Origin of the sequence: Rodentibacter sp. JRC1, from assembly GCF_020521555.1 — a bacterium.
Classification (GTDB): Bacteria; Pseudomonadota; Gammaproteobacteria; order Enterobacterales; family Pasteurellaceae; genus Rodentibacter; species Rodentibacter abscessus.
Map to the genome: position 1 here is coordinate 1,706,742 of NZ_BPWA01000001.1, position 15,295 is coordinate 1,722,036.

11 protein-coding genes are annotated in these 15,295 nt (G+C 42.3%); 8 read left to right on the top strand and 3 right to left on the bottom strand.

Annotated elements, in window-relative coordinates; translation table 11 throughout:
- Positions 1-55: 55 nt before the first annotated feature.
- The 3 genes from purM to glmU all read right to left on the bottom strand — a co-directional run bounded on the left by purM (position 56) and on the right by glmU (position 4,159).
- Positions 56-1,093, bottom strand: coding sequence for a phosphoribosylformylglycinamidine cyclo-ligase (gene purM, locus HEMROJRC1_RS07840; protein ID WP_226692392.1), 1,038 nt, complete (start codon positions 1,091-1,093; stop codon positions 56-58).
- Between the two features lie 122 nt (positions 1,094-1,215).
- On the bottom strand, positions 1,216-2,601 hold the full coding sequence (locus HEMROJRC1_RS07845; protein ID WP_226692393.1) for a DASS family sodium-coupled anion symporter: 1,386 nt from the start codon (positions 2,599-2,601) through the stop codon (positions 1,216-1,218).
- A 187-nt stretch (positions 2,602-2,788) separates the two neighbouring features.
- Positions 2,789-4,159 carry a bifunctional UDP-N-acetylglucosamine diphosphorylase/glucosamine-1-phosphate N-acetyltransferase GlmU gene (glmU, locus tag HEMROJRC1_RS07850; RefSeq protein ID WP_226692394.1) on the bottom strand — a complete coding sequence of 457 codons (1,371 nt, stop codon included), beginning with the start codon at positions 4,157-4,159 and terminating at the stop codon, positions 2,789-2,791.
- 125 nt (positions 4,160-4,284) lie between these two features.
- Between glmU and HEMROJRC1_RS07855 the strand changes: the two genes are divergently transcribed.
- From HEMROJRC1_RS07855 to torA, 8 genes are all read left to right on the top strand, one after another.
- Entirely contained in the window at positions 4,285-5,034 is a 750-nt protein-coding gene (locus HEMROJRC1_RS07855) for a DeoR/GlpR family DNA-binding transcription regulator (RefSeq protein WP_226692956.1), read from the top strand.
- A 227-nt stretch (positions 5,035-5,261) separates the two neighbouring features.
- Complete coding sequence (gene fucI / locus HEMROJRC1_RS07860) at positions 5,262-7,031, top strand: L-fucose isomerase (RefSeq protein ID WP_226692395.1); 1,770 nt, start codon at positions 5,262-5,264, stop codon at positions 7,029-7,031.
- 55 nt (positions 7,032-7,086) lie between these two features.
- The gene (gene fucK / locus HEMROJRC1_RS07865) at positions 7,087-8,550 is read left to right on the top strand and encodes an L-fuculokinase (RefSeq protein WP_226692396.1); all 1,464 of its coding nucleotides are present in this window, start codon (positions 7,087-7,089) and stop codon (positions 8,548-8,550) included.
- Positions 8,544-8,981 (top strand): L-fucose mutarotase, encoded by a 438-nt coding sequence (fucU, locus tag HEMROJRC1_RS07870; protein ID WP_226692397.1) that lies wholly within the window; start codon positions 8,544-8,546, stop codon positions 8,979-8,981. Before fucK ends, fucU begins: the two co-directional genes overlap by 7 nt.
- Positions 8,982-8,998: 17 nt before the next feature.
- Positions 8,999-9,646 (top strand): L-fuculose-phosphate aldolase, encoded by a 648-nt coding sequence (gene fucA, locus HEMROJRC1_RS07875; protein WP_226692398.1) that lies wholly within the window; start codon positions 8,999-9,001, stop codon positions 9,644-9,646.
- Positions 9,647-9,695: 49 nt separating this feature from the next.
- Positions 9,696-10,982 (top strand): L-fucose:H+ symporter permease, encoded by a 1,287-nt coding sequence (gene fucP / locus HEMROJRC1_RS07880; RefSeq protein ID WP_226692399.1) that lies wholly within the window; start codon positions 9,696-9,698, stop codon positions 10,980-10,982.
- Positions 10,983-11,390: 408 nt separating this feature from the next.
- Positions 11,391-12,509 carry a NapC/NirT family cytochrome c gene (locus HEMROJRC1_RS07885; protein ID WP_226692400.1) on the top strand — a complete coding sequence of 373 codons (1,119 nt, stop codon included), beginning with the start codon at positions 11,391-11,393 and terminating at the stop codon, positions 12,507-12,509.
- A 28-nt stretch (positions 12,510-12,537) separates the two neighbouring features.
- Positions 12,538-15,033, top strand: a complete 2,496-nt coding sequence (torA, locus tag HEMROJRC1_RS07890; RefSeq protein ID WP_226692401.1) for a trimethylamine-N-oxide reductase TorA — start codon at positions 12,538-12,540, stop codon at positions 15,031-15,033.
- Positions 15,034-15,295: the final 262 nt, after the last annotated feature.

Below are 15,295 nucleotides of genomic sequence, written 5' to 3' on the forward strand. Positions count from 1 at the left end.
CAATCCTAAAAGAGAAAAAAGAAAGGCGAATTTTCATTCGCCTATATTGAAGAGATTATTGAATGACGACTTGTTCTTCGTTATCCGTGGCGGACTCAATGTGTCCGATAAGCCACGCATTCTCACCCGCTTGTTTTAAAATCGCCAGTGCGGTTTCCACTTGATCTTGTGGCAATGCTATTACCATACCTACGCCACAGTTGAAAGTGCGGTACATTTCGTAAGTGGAAATATTTCCTTGTTCTTGTAACCATTTAAAAATGGGTTGCCATTCCCAACTTTTCTCATCAATGACAGCTTTAGTGTTTTTCGGTAATACCCGTGGAATATTTTCCCAAAAGCCGCCTCCGGTGAGATGTGCAATAGCGTGAACATCGGTTTGTTTTATGAGAGATAAAATAGATTTTACATAAATTTTAGTCGGGGCAAGGACTTGTTCGCTTAATGATTGACCTGCTAATTGTTCTGTTGCCGGATTGACACCGGAAACTTCAATCACTTTACGAATTAAAGAATAACCGTTTGAATGCGGACCGCTTGAGCCTAAAGCAATTAAAGCGTCGCCGTTACGCACTTGGCTACCATCAATAATTTCAGATTTTTCAACCACACCGACACAGAAACCGGCTAAATCGTAATCGCCTTCGTGGTACATACCCGGCATTTCAGCCGTTTCACCGCCCACAAGCGCACAGCCTGATTGTACACAACCTTCCGCAATGCCTTTGACCACATCAGAAGCGACATCCACTTCCAATTTTCCGGTGGCGTAATAATCTAAGAAAAACAGCGGCTCGGCACCTTGTACCACTAGATCATTCACACACATCGCAACTAAATCTATACCAATGGTATCGTGTTTTTTCAAATCAATCGCCAAGCGTAATTTTGTCCCTACGCCATCTGTGCCGGAAACTAAGATCGGTTCTTTATATTTACTTGGAATGGCGCACAATGCCCCGAATCCCCCTAACCCGCCAATGACTTCCGGACGGGTAGTGCGTTTTACATGCGGTTTGATTCGTTCGACAAGTTCGTTGCCGGCATTGATATCTACACCGGCATCTTTATAACTTAATGATTGTTTGCTCACAATGTATCCCTGTGTCAGTTAAATAAAATCAGCGCGGATTGTATCAGTTTGAGCAAACGTTTGCGATAAAATTTTGAGCTGTAAATCAAAAGTGCGGTCGCTTTTTTAACTGTTTGCTCCGTTTAGTTAAGCCAGAATAGGTATCCGAACGTTGCGATGACAAATACACAAACAATATTTAAAACAACACCGGCTTTCACCATCTCACTTTGTTTTACCTCACCGCTACCGAATACGATGGCGTTCGGTGGGGTTGCCACCGGTAGCATAAATGCACAAGACGCCCCTAATCCGATAATCAAGGCAAGACCGATTTCCGGAATGCCTAAAGATTGCGCAATAGAGATGAAAATCGGTACAAGTAATGCCGCACTGGCGGTATTGGAGGTAAATTCGGTTAAGAAAATAATAAAGGCGGCAACTAATAACCCGATTAAGTAGTAGTGCTGACCTTGTACGAGGAAGACGATACCATCGGCAAGAATTTTACTCGCTCCGGAATCTTTTAGTACGGCACTTAACGTTAAACCGCCGCCAAATAGCATCAATACGCCCCAATCGGTATTTTCTTGAATTTGTTTCCAGGTTGCGACACCGGTTGCACAAATGATGATGGCGGCAAATAAGGCGACAATGCTGTCGAAACTGGCAATATTTTTTTGCAGTCCCAATAGCCCGCTAAAAAACGGATTGATTTTTGAGCTAAATACCCAACAAAATGCGATAAAAATGAAGATGATAAGTGTGAGAATCCGTTGAGAGTTCATTTCTATTTTTTCGAAGGATTGTTCAAAATGGACATTGAGTTTCGGCTTGAAAACAATCCAGAGCGTGCCGATCATTAAAGGTAATAAAATGATCATAATCGGTAAGCCATACCATAACCAATCAGAGAAAGTGAGGTGTAGGTTACTGGCTACGATCGCATTCGGCGGACTGCCGACTAAGGTTCCCATACCGCCTATGCTGGCACTATAAGCAATGCCTAATAATACGAAAACATAAGTGTTGTGTTCTTTCTCGCGATCCATCTGACTTAAAATTCCCATGGCGAGCGGCAACATCATAGCTGCGGTTGCGGTATTACTCATCCACATAGAAAGGAAGGCGGTAATTAAAAACAGATAGATGACGGCAATTAAAAGATTTCCTTTGGCAAGCGCCATAATTTTATTGGCGATCATTTTATCGAGCTTTTGCATATGTAGTGCTGTGGCTAACGCAAAGCCGCCAAAAAAGAGGAAAATCGTTGGGTCGGAAAATGTGGCAAGTGCTTGCTTGGTTGTGACTAAATTTAATGAAATAGCCAATAATGGCACAAGTAACGCCGTAATCGTAACGTGTAATGCTTCGCTTAACCAAAGCACTGCGATAAAGCCTAATAGGGCAAGGCCTGCATTTTCCTTAGGTGCGAAAGGCAAGAATTTTAACAAAATAAAAAATAACACGATATCGGCAAGGAATATGATGCCGTTTTTATGGCTTTTACCTGAAGATGTTGTGTTCATAAAGTTCCCCCACATTTTTATAAATCAACCAAATAAACCAATGTTAAAGGAATGTTACAAACTTGCAATGAGTAAAATTAAAAAGTGTGATCAAGTGCAAAAAATTTAACAAAAAAGTGCGGTTATTTTTAACCGCACTTCAGTTCGCTCACAAAAGTGAGTCGTCTTTTGTCTTTTTATAGCGTATTTACTTTTTCTTAACCGGACGTTGCCAGCCCTGAATGTGGCGTTGCGGCACACGTGTAATCACCAGCTCATCTTTACCTACATTGCGTGTAATCGTTGAACCGGCACCGATGGTTGCGCCGTCTTCAACAGTAACCGGAGCGACAAGCTGAGTATCCGATCCGACAAATACATTATCCCCAATTGTCGTTTTGAATTTGTTTGCACCATCATAGTTACAGGTAATGACCCCTGCGCCGATATTACAATTTGCACCGATTTCACTGTCTCCTACATAGGTTAAGTGATTCACTTTAGAACCTTTGCCGACAACGGATTTTTTGATTTCAACAAAGTTACCTACGTGGGTTTCGGCTGCAAGTTCCGTACCGGGACGCAAACGTGAGAAAGGCCCGATAGCGGCTTTTTCACCAATGATCGCATCTTCCAATACTGAATAGGGTTTCACTTCCACGTCATCACCGATCACAACATTTTTCAGCACGCAACCGGCACCGATTTTTACGCGATTGCCTAAACGCACATTACCTTCAATAATGACATTGATATCAATTTCAACGTCTTTGCCGTGTTCAAGTTTTCCTCTTAAATCGAAACGTTTTGGATCAAGCAACATTACACCTTCAAGCAACAGACGTTCCGCTTGTTTGTGTTGATAGTAACGTTCAAGTGCGGCGAGTTGTAAACGGTTGTTTGCACCTTCCACTTCCATCATTTCAGTCGCCTGTACCGCTACGACTTGGCAACCGTCTTGATTTGCCAATGCAACTAAATCCGTTAAATAATATTCACCTTGCGCATTGTTATTGCCAACACGGGCAAGCCATTTTTTAAAGCTGGCGCCATCCGCTACCATTACACCGGTGTTCCCTTCTTGAATTTTTAATTGTGCTTCGTTGGCATCTTTTTGCTCAACAATCGCCACCACATTACCATTTTCACGAATAATGCGCCCATAGCCCGTAGGGTTGTCTAAATTAACCGTTAATAGTGCAATGCCGTTTTCAGGTTTCGCTGCAATTAATTTTTCCAATGTTTCTTTTGAAATAAGCGGTACATCTCCATAAAGCACGAGGATATTTTCATCATCTTTAAAAAAAGGTGAGGCTTTTTGCACAGCGTGAGCGGTACCCAATTGTTCCGTTTGCAACACCCAATTTACCTTTTCATTTTCAAGGTGTTCACGCATCAATTCACCGCCATGCCCGTAAACTAAATGTACATTTTCCGCACCCAGTGAATTTACCGTATCAATGACATGTTTCACCATAGGTTTACCTGCAATTTTATGCAATACCTTCGGTAAATCCGAATACATACGCGTGCCTTTTCCTGCTGCCAAAATGACCGCACTTAATGTTTTGTTTGTCATAAATGTTCTCTTGTGATCAAAAAATGGGGTTATTTTAGCGTAGAACATGAGAGATGATAAGTTGTTTATCTTTTCTAAGAAGGCATATAATGAGACCGATTATTTTAATCGGTTTAGAGGCGAATATGCGCAATAGAGATGAAATTATTCTGCAATTAATCAATCATCAAGGAAAAGTGAGTGTGTTGGAGTTGGCGGAGCAGTGTGCGATGTCTGTTGAAACGATTCGACGTGATTTAAATCGTCTCGAAAAGAAAGGATTGCTCTACCGAACACACGGCGGTGCAGTCAGCAAGAAAACCACCGATCTTGGTGCTTTTTTTCAAACGCGTCAGCATATTAACGCTGCGGCTAAACGTTATATCGCCAAAAATGCGCTTGAATTACTCTATGAGAATGCGGTTATTGGCTTGGATGCGAGTTCTACCAGTTGGTATTTTGCCCACCTAATGCCTGATATTCCTTGTACGGTAGTGACTAATTCGATGTTTAATATCAATGCTTTGGTGAATAAGCCTCATATTAAAACAATTGTTACCGGTGGTGTTTATTCTTCAAAATATGAAGCCTTTTACGGCCCTTTATCCGAATATTTACTCCAACGTTTACACATTAATTTTTCTGTTTTTTCTTGTTCCGGTATTGATAGCCAAGGAAATATTTGGGAATCAAATGAACTTAATGCTTCTATAAAACGGAAAATGATGGATGCTTCAGAACAATGCTACCTCTTGGTTGACCATTCCAAATTTGAGAAAAAAAGCCTTATACAATTAGCTGAATTGAGAAAAATTAACACTATTTTTACTGACTCTGATCTGCCGTATGAACTTCAAAACTATTGTGAAAATGCGGATGTAATGACTGTTTTATAAAAAGTAATGACTGAATTGACCGATATTCCTTGAAAACTACAATAATCGGTCATTGAATTTTATCAAAAATGACCGATTATTGTGATCTTGCTCACAAATCCAAAACAAAACTCATCTCCTACCTGTCTTCCCCCATCAATTTAATAAAAAATGCTATCAAGTTAAGTTGATAAGCAACTCGTTCAAGTAGTTCATATAAATAACCGCAATGATAAAGGAGTTTTACTATGACACTTTTCACTCAGTCAAACCGCGTAAAAATTGGCATTCGACCAACTATTGACGGACGTAGAATGGGCGTTCGGGAATCTTTGGAAGCACAAACGATGCGAATGGCACAAGCTGTCGCAACATTGTTGGAAAGTCATATTCGCCATACCAACGGTGATTTTGTGCAGTGCATTATTGCCGATAGCACTATCGGAGGCGTAGCGGAAGCAGCAGCTTGCGCCGAAAAATTCAAACGGGAAAACGTAGGATTAACGATTACGGTAACCCCTTGTTGGTGCTACGGTTCGGAAACCATCGATATGGATCCCCATATGCCGAAAGCCATTTGGGGCTTTAACGGTACCGAACGTCCGGGCGCGGTTTATTTAGCGGCTGCATTAGCCGGTCATTCGCAATTAGGGTTGCCGGCGTTTTCTATTTATGGCACGGAAGTGCAGGAAGCGGACGACACTTCGATTCCGAATGATGTGAAAGAAAAATTGTTACGTTTTGCCCGAGCGGGGCTTGCGGTGGCAACATTGCGCGGTAAATCTTATTTATCTATCGGTTCGGTTTCAATGGGGATTGCCGGTTCTATCGTTAATCAACAATTTTTCCAAGAATACCTCGGTATGCGGAACGAATATGTGGATATGAGCGAGATCAAACGTCGTTTGGATCGCCGAATTTATGATCAAGAAGAATTAGATTTAGCTTTATCTTGGGTAAAAACGTACTGCCAAGAAGGTATTGATGTTAATAATCCGGAACATCAACGCACTGCCGAGCAGCGTGCCGAATTATGGGAGACCGTTGTTAAAATGACCTTGATCACCCGTGATTTGATGGCGGGTAATCCTAAACTGGCGGCACTAAATTATGGCGAAGAAGCCCTTGGTCACAACGCCATTGCTGCCGGTTTCCAAGGACAACGCCATTGGACGGATCACTTGCCGAACGGTGATTTTATGGAAGCGGTATTAAATACCACTTACGATTGGAACGGTGTCCGCCCACCTTATATTCTCGCCACTGAAAACGATTCTTTAAACGCCGTTAATATGCTATTCGGTAATTTACTTACCGGACAGGCACAAATTTTTGCCGATGTTCGCACTTATTGGAGTGAAGACGCGGTTGAACGGGTTACCGGTTTCCGGCCGGAAAGCGGATTTATTCATTTAATCAATTCCGGTTCGGCAACCTTAGACGGCACGGGACAACATACCGATGCACAAGGCAATCCGGTGGTGAAACCGGTGTGGGAGGTCTCGGAGCAGGACGGCAAACGTTGTTATGAGCATACCCGTTGGTGTCCGGCTGTACACGAATATTTCCGTGGCGGCGGTTATTCTTCTCAATATCTCACCAAAGGCGGTATGCCGTTTACAATGCACCGTATCAATCTGATCAAAGGTATCGGTCCGGTGTTACAAATCGCCGAAGGCTGGTCAATCGATTTACCTGAACAGGTCCACAATATCTTGAATAAACGTACTAACGAAACTTGGCCGACCACTTGGTTTGTGCCGCGTTTAACAGGTAAAGGCGCATTTAGCGATGTATATTCGGTGATGGCTAATTGGGGGGCGAACCATTGTGTTGCCACCTACGGACATATCGGTGCGGATCTGATTACCCTCGCCTCAATGTTGCGTATTCCGGTTTGTATGCACAATGTGGAAGATAAGGCAATCTTCCGTCCGAGTGCTTGGAACGGTTTCGGACAAGATAAAGAGGGGCAGGATTATCGTGCCTGTGCCAACTTCGGCCCACTTTATCGATAATTTCCGCTTTAACCCAAAAGTGCGGTCGATTTTGACCGCACTTTAGGAGGATATTATGTCTATCGTCTTAATTTTTGATTGCGGAGCGACCAATTTACGCACTATTGCCGTGGATCAATTCGGCAAAATTGTGGCGTCCCACCATTTGCCGAATAAGACCAAGCAGGGTTTGGAATCACCCGATTATCATATTTGGGATTTTGAGGAAATTTGGCAAAAGTTATTACATTGCGCTCGGCAAACGCTGACTCATTTAAAAGAAATCGCTATTCCGTTAAATGAAGTCATTGGTATCGGTGTAACGACTTTTGGCGTAGATGGGACAATATTCGATAAACGGGGCGAACAATTGTATCCGGTTATTTCGTGGAAATGCCCTCGCACGCAAGAGATAATGCAACGTCTTGAACATTATCTTGATGTACAAAAACTGTATCAACGTAACGGTGTCGGGCAATATGCGTTTAATACCTTATTCAAGCTGTTGTGGTTAAAAGAAAATCAGCCGACGCTTTATGCTCGAATGGATAAGTTCCTGTTTATCTCATCGATGATTACCTATCGTTTAACCGGCAATCTCACCACCGACCGCACAATGGCGGGTACATCAATGATGACAAATCTTTCTAGTGGTGATTGGGATCAGGAAGTGCTGCAAGTATTAGGTTTAACGCCCGATCATTTTCCGCCGATGTTAAATGCCGGAGAACAAGTCGGTATATTGAGTTCTATATTAGCGGAACAGCTTGGTTTATCGCCTGTTCCTGTTATTTCCTGCGGGCACGATACGCAGTTTGCCGTGTTCGGATCAGGGGCGGCGTTACATCAACCCGTACTCAGCTCTGGCACTTGGGAAATATTAATGGCGCGAACCCACATCGCCGAACCGAATACCGATTTTCTTGCGCAAGGATTAACCACCGAATTTGATGCTCAATCCGACTGTTTTAATCCGGCGGTGCAGTGGGTCGGTTCGGGGGTAATGGAATGGGTCGGCAGAACTTTCTTCACTGATGTGATGAATAGTGAGCGGTATTACGAAACAATGATCCGTGAAGCGGAACAACAAGCGGTCGGTTCCGGCGGCATTTTTGCCGGTGGCTGTTTTTCTGAACTTCACAACGGTACGCTTTACGGTTTATCAATGCATTGTCAACGCGGACAGATTTATCGGGCAATGTTGGAATATATGGCGTTACGGCTGAAACAGGGGCTAACACTTTTACAACGAGTCAGCCATTTCCAAGCAAAAAGTGTAATTTGCGTTGGCGGCGGCTCAAAGAACCGCCTGTGGAACCAAATTCGTGCCGATGTATTAAATTTGCCGATAGAGATTGTCGATGTGTCTGAAAGCACGGTGTTAGGTGCGGCAATGTTTGTTTTCTCCGCTCTCGGGGTTTATCCGAATGTCGAAACAGCCCAGCAGCAAATGCGGGCAAAAACGCAACGAATCAATCCATCGGCTCAATCTGACGCTTATCAACAATGGTTACAACAATATCAGGAGCGACTATGTTAAAAGGTATTCACCCGGCAATTTCCCCCGAACTGTTAAAAACGCTTGCCGAAATGGGACACGGTGATGAATTGGTACTTGCCGATGCGCATTTCCCGGCACATGCTCTTCATCATAAGGTGATTCGGGCGGATGGTGTAAACATTGCCACTCTCTTAGCCGCAATCAGCCCGTTATTTGAATTTGATACTTATGTGGAATCGCCGTTAATTATGATGCAAGCGGTTAGCGGTGATACGCTCGATCCGCAAGTCGAACAACGCTATACCGCCGCCATTAAAAGTGCGGTCGGAAATTTCCCTGTTTTAACCCGAATTGAACGCTTTGCTTTTTATGAACGAGCAAAATCCGCTTATGCAATCGTTATCAGCGGTGAAACCGCTAAATACGGCAATATTATTCTCAAGAAAGGCGTTACGCCCGTTTCGTTATAGTCAAAAGGAATTTCATTATGACAAGAACTGAACTTTCACAAAAAATAATCGATACCTGCCTAGAAATGACCCGTTTGGGCTTAAATCAAGGTACCGCAGGTAATGTCAGCGTTCGCTATCAAAACGGTATGCTGATTACGCCGACCGGTACACCCTATCATTTGCTCACTCCCGAGCAGATCGTGTTTGTTGATAATGACGGCAAGCATGAGGAGGGAAAGCTCCCTTCCAGCGAATGGCATTTCCACCTTGCGGTTTATCAAGCCAGACAAGATGTTAATGCGGTAGTCCATAACCATGCGGTGAATTGTGCGGCAGTTTCTATTTTAGAAAAATCCATTCCGCCGTTTCACTATATGATCGGTGTCGGCGGTGCAGATCACATTCCTTGTGTGCCTTATGCCACCTTCGGCACGCCAAAATTGGCGGAATATGTACGAGAAGGTATTCGACAATGCAAAGCGATTTTGCTCGCTCATCATGGAATGATCGCCGCTGAAAGCAATTTAGATAAAGCCTTATGGCTTGCCCACGAAGTAGAAGTGCTTGCCGAGTGGTATATCAAATTACTTTCTACCGGTTTGGATATTCCGTTGCTGTCCGAACAAGAAATGACAGTGGTATTGAATAAATTTCAATCCTACGGGTTGCGGATCGAAGAGTAGTTTTTTTACCTGCCTTTCTCCAATTTTCCCTTACATTAAGGAGTAATCTATGACTGCAAAAGTATTAGAGAAGAAGTATGTCGTCCCCTTTGTTTTAATTACCTCATTATTCGCACTATGGGGTTTTGCCAATGATATTACCAACCCAATGGTCGCAGCGTTTCAAACGGTTATGGAAATGCCGGCGGCGGAGGCAGCCCTTATTCAATTTGCTTTCTATGGCGGTTACGGCACAATGGCAATTCCGGCGGCATTGTTTATCGGGCGTTACAGCTATAAAGCCGGTATCCTGTTAGGTTTGGCACTTTACGCTATCGGTGCGTTATTGTTTTATCCGGCAGCAATTTATGAAGAATTTATCTTCTTTTTACTTTCCATTTATATCCTCACCTTTGGTTTGGCATTTTTGGAAACCACAGCAAACCCTTACATTCTCTCAATGGGTGATCCGGAAACTGCGACCCGCCGTCTTAATTTCGCTCAATCTTTTAACCCATTAGGTTCTATTACGGGGATGTTTATCGCTTCCCAATTTGTTTTAACCGCATTGGAATCGGATAAACGGAATGCCGATGGCAGTTTAATTTTTAGTACATTGTCTATGGCGGAGAAAGCGGTGATTAAAACTCACGACTTAGAAATTATTCGTACTCCTTATATCATTTTAGGGCTTGTTGTAATCGGCATTTTTATCTTAATCGCCTTATTTAAAATGCCAACCACTAAAATTGAAGAAGAGGCAAAAATCTCATTTACCGTTGCGGTTAAACGCTTAGCTGCGAATGCCAAATATCGCGAAGGGGTTATTGCTCAAGTGTTTTATGTCGGTGTACAAATTATGGTGTGGACGTTTATCATTCAGTATGCCGAACGCTTAGGTTTTACTAAAGCCGAAGCACAGCATTACAACATCATCGCCATGAGTATTTTTATCGCCAGCCGATTTATCAGTACCGCATTAATGAAATATCTTAAAGCAGAATTTATTTTAATGTTATTTGCACTCGGCGGTTTCTTTAGCATATTGGGCGTTATTTTTATTGATGGTGTTAGCGGTTTATATTGCTTAGTGCTTACCTCTGCCTTTATGTCATTAATGTTTCCGACGATTTACGGTATTGCCCTCAACGGCTTAAAAGAGGAATCCACTCTTGGCGCAGCCGGATTGGTTATGGCGATTGTCGGCGGAGCGTTAATGCCGCCATTGCAAGGAATGCTTATCGACCAAGGCACAATAATGGCAATGCCGGCAGTAAATGTTTCCTTTATCTTACCTCTCCTTTGTTTTGTGATGATTGCCATCTATGGTTTCAGAACCTGGAAAATACATAAATAAATTTAAATTTGACCGCACTTAAGTGCGGTTATTTTTTTAGGTGTTTTTTAATAATACACAGGTATACCTTCAAGTTTATTTGGCTATAAAAAATAAACCGGAATTGTTGTAGTTATTAATATTCTTTGTGGGAGTGGTGTTTATACTAAATGATATTTTTTAACATTTTGTTTTTTAAGTGAAAAATTTTGTTTTTAAAAGTTCTATAATTAAAAAACTATTCTCTTCAATATGGTTTCATTTTTTTATGAAATGTGAGCTACTTCACAGAATTAAAATGCTTCAAATTTAATAGTGATTTTATTGATTCAAGTCAATATATTAGCCCCAAAAATTTTTCTATCCTGTTATCATCTTCCTACTCAATAAGAGGTATTGGTATATTTTATTAGAGAGCGAGAAGTAATTATGGCTAAATTTAAAAGTTTTTCGGTTTTAACCGCACTTATTTTTGTGGGGCTGGGTGCAATAATGCTTTTTGGTGTGCAACAAGTAATGAAAGCAACAAGTTCCACTGAATTTTGTTTGAGTTGTCATTCTATGGAACAGCCTAAAGCGGAATGGGAAGCCAGCTCTCATTTTTCCAATGCTAAAGGTATTCGGGCTGAATGTGCCGATTGTCATGTTCCGCAAGACGGCTTGCATTATGTTAAGGCTAAATTTATTGCTTTGAAAGATCTTTGGTACACCATCACTGATAAATTACCGAATCAAGAAGCTTATGAAAAACATCGGTTAGAGATGGCTCAACGGGTTTGGAAAGAGATGAAGGAGACTGATTCAGCCACTTGCAAATCCTGCCATAGTATAGATGCGATGGAATTGACCGAACAATCCGAAGCCGCACGGAAAATGCATAAACTGGCACAAGAAACGAATCAAACCTGTATTGATTGTCATAAGGGCTTGGTGCATTTTATGCCGGAAATAGAAGTCGATAACGCCGCTGCTGCAGATGAATTATCGAAACATGGCGGAGAATTTTCTACTAATGATAAGGTACTTTACGCATTAACAATGAAATCGGTTCAATCGGTACAAGGTGGTGAGGTGCGTTTAATGCCTTATGCCGAATTAACCGATTGGAAAGAAACTAACGGTAAAATGACCGCACTTTTGAAAGGTTGGCAGCAAGTCGGTGCCGAAAGTGTGATGTATATGGATTTAGGTAAACGAATTACGGTGGCGTTACTTGGTGATGAGGTAAAAGATAAAGTAAGTATTGTGAAAACGGTGCATGATTCTGTGACTGATTCCGAATGGAGAGAGATTACAATGGAAATCGTTGTGCCAAAAGAGGCGGTGACAGCCAATATTTCCGTATTAAATCAATTTGGTAATAATTTAAATCAAACCCATTGTAGCGGTTGTCATGCGGTAATTGGTGCGGATCACTATACCGCAAATCAATGGATCGGCGTAGTCAACTCGATGAAAGATCGTACATCAATGAGTGCTGATGATGTGCGTACTCTAACGATTTTTTTACAACGTAATGCAAAAGATATGGTTGGTTCATCTCACTAATATTTTAACTTTAAACCTGGAGTCTATTATGAAAAAAGACAAAATCAATATGAAGCGTAGAGATTTTTTGAAAAATTCCTCGCTAAGTGCTGCCGGAATTTCATTAAGTGGAGCTGTTGGCGGTGGTGTTATAGGTGCGTTAACTTCCGCCCCGGCAGTGGCTGCAGAATCAACAACGGTCGTTACTGCGGCACACTGGGGAGCACTCGGTGTTGTTGTTGAAAATGGTAAAGTGGTTAAATCCGGTCCGGCGATTGTTCCTGCGTTAGAGAATGAATTGCAATCGGTTGTGGCAGATCAACTTTATAGTGAAACCCGTATTAAATATCCTATGGTGCGGAAAGGTTATTTAGCAAATCCGGGAAAAAGTGATACCACCCTGCGTGGTAATGATGAATGGGTACGGGTTTCTTGGGAACAGGCTTTGGATTTGGTGGATAAAGAGTTTAAACGGGTTAGAGCGGAAGGTGGCTTTGAGAATATATTCGGCGGCTCCTACGGTTGGAAAAGTTCGGGGTCTTTACATTCAAGTCGTACACTGTTGCACCGCTACTTAAATGCTACCGGAGGATTCGTCGGACATAAAGGTGATTATTCTACCGGTGCCGCTCAGGTCATTATGCCGCATGTGCTTGGCACGATTGAGGTTTATGAGCAACAAACCAGTTGGGAAACGATTTTAGAAACATCGGAATTAGTCGTGCTGTGGTCAGCGAATCCGATCACGACGATGCGTATTGCTTGGACGGCAACCGATCAAAAAGGGTTGGAATATTTTAAAAAATTAAAAGAATCGGGTAAGCGGATTATCTGTATTGATCCGGTTAAAAGCGAAAGCTGTGAATATCTCGGTGCGGAGTGGATTCCTATCCATACGGCAACTGATGTGGCATTAATGCTGGGAATTGCACATACTTTAGTTGTTTCTGACAAACATGATAAAGCATTCTTGAAAAAATACACGACCGGTTATGATAAATTTGAGCAATATTTGTTAGGAAAAGAAGACGGTCAAGTAAAAGACGCACAATGGGCAGCCAAAATTTGTGGTGTACCTGTGGAAGTCATCACGCAATTAGCCAATGATTTTTCATCTAAACGAACGATGTTAATGGCAGGGTGGGGAATGCAGCGTCAACGCTATGGTGAACAAACTCACTGGATGTTAGTTACTTTGGCTTCTATGCTAGGTCAAATAGGCTTACCCGGCGGTGGCTTCGGATTAAGCTATCACTATTCTAATGGCGGCGTACCGACAACAACCGGTGGGGTAATCGGTGCTATGTCTGCGACATTAGATAACGATACGTCAAATACAGGGCAGTCTTGGCTATCGAAATCAGCTAAACTCAGTTTCCCGCTTGCCCGTATTTCAGATGTGTTATTAAATCCGGGGAAAACGATTGAATTTAACGGTACGAAAATCACCTATCCGGATATTAAGTTAATTTATTGGGCTGGCGGTAATCCATTTGTACACCATCAAGATACCAATACGTTAGTGAAAGCATGGCAAAAACCGGAAACCATTATCGTTAATGAAGTTAACTGGACTCCGACTGCCCGTATGGCGGACATCGTGTTACCGATAACGACAAGTTATGAACGTAATGACTTAACAATGACGGGAGATTATTCAATGATGCATATTCTCCCGATGAAAAAGGTTGTCGAACCGCTATTTGAGGCTCGGAGTGATTACGATGTGTTTGCAGATCTGGCAAAACGAGCAGGGGTGGAAGACCTATTTACCGAAGGCAAAACGGAAATGGATTGGCTGAAATATTTTTACCAATCCGCGTTTGATGCCGCCCGTAAAAACCGAGTATTAATGCCAAAATTTGAAAAATTCTGGGAAGAGAATAAACCTATTACTTTTAGTGCAAATGAAAAAGCGAAGAAATGGGTACGTTACGGAGAGTTTCGTGAAGATCCGTTGCTTAACCCATTGGGTACGCCATCAGGTAAAATTGAAATTTATTCTGAGGTGGTTGCTAAAATGCAGTATGACGATTGTAAAGGGCATCCGACCTGGATGGTTCCTGAGGAATTTGCCGGTAATGTGACGACTGAAGCACCGCTTGCATTAGTCACGCCACATCCTTACTATCGCTTACATAGCCAATTAGCGAATACTTCATTACGTGAAAAATATGCGGTAAGCGATCGTGAACCTGTATTAATTAACACGGAAGATGCCAAGGTTCGTGGCATTGTGAATGGCGATGTGGTACGTGTTTTCAACCAACGTGGTCAAGTTTTGGCTGGGGCTGTGGTTACGGACGGTATCATCAAAGGCACGGTGGCGTTATATGAAGGTGCTTGGTATGACCCGCACGAATTGGCTACGGCAGAAAAACCATTGTGCAAAAACGGTTGTCCTAATGTTTTAACCCGTGATGAAGGCACATCTAAATTAGCACAAGGCAATTCACCGAATACCGCTATTGTTCAAGTTGAGAAATTTGTAGGCGAAGCACCGGCAGTGACGGTATTTAAAGAACCTAAATATATGCAAATTTAATTTTAGGTAATTAGGAAATAGATGCCGCCCGAAATGAGGCATAGATTATAGGGCTGATTCAGGTGTTGTAGCGGATTCAGCCCTTTTAATTTCCTTCAAAAATAACCTCTTACACTTTAATAAACCCAATTTTTAGAGACGGATCAATTCAGCTTTCCATTGAGTTATCTCAACAAATCAGGTAAACTACCGTCCCGTCTTTGATAGCTAATCCGCTTTGATTTTTAACCGCACTTTCCTCTTTTGGAGGTATGTAGGCAAA

What these genes read in the sequence shown, in the direction of transcription:
- HEMROJRC1_RS07845 (WP_226692393.1), bottom strand. Translation starts at nt 2,601, where the DNA reads ATGAACACAACATCTTCAGGTAAAAGCCATAAAAACGGCATCATATTC.
- glmU (WP_226692394.1), bottom strand. Translation starts at nt 4,159, where the DNA reads ATGACAAACAAAACATTAAGTGCGGTCATTTTGGCAGCAGGAAAAGGC.
- HEMROJRC1_RS07855 (WP_226692956.1), top strand. Translation starts at nt 4,285, where the DNA reads ATGCGCAATAGAGATGAAATTATTCTGCAATTAATCAATCATCAAGGA.
- fucI (WP_226692395.1), top strand. Translation starts at nt 5,262, where the DNA reads ATGACACTTTTCACTCAGTCAAACCGCGTAAAAATTGGCATTCGACCA.
- fucK (WP_226692396.1), top strand. Translation starts at nt 7,087, where the DNA reads ATGTCTATCGTCTTAATTTTTGATTGCGGAGCGACCAATTTACGCACT.
- fucU (WP_226692397.1), top strand. Translation starts at nt 8,544, where the DNA reads ATGTTAAAAGGTATTCACCCGGCAATTTCCCCCGAACTGTTAAAAACG.
- fucA (WP_226692398.1), top strand. Translation starts at nt 8,999, where the DNA reads ATGACAAGAACTGAACTTTCACAAAAAATAATCGATACCTGCCTAGAA.
- fucP (WP_226692399.1), top strand. Translation starts at nt 9,696, where the DNA reads ATGACTGCAAAAGTATTAGAGAAGAAGTATGTCGTCCCCTTTGTTTTA.
- HEMROJRC1_RS07885 (WP_226692400.1), top strand. Translation starts at nt 11,391, where the DNA reads ATGGCTAAATTTAAAAGTTTTTCGGTTTTAACCGCACTTATTTTTGTG.
- torA (WP_226692401.1), top strand. Translation starts at nt 12,538, where the DNA reads ATGAAAAAAGACAAAATCAATATGAAGCGTAGAGATTTTTTGAAAAAT.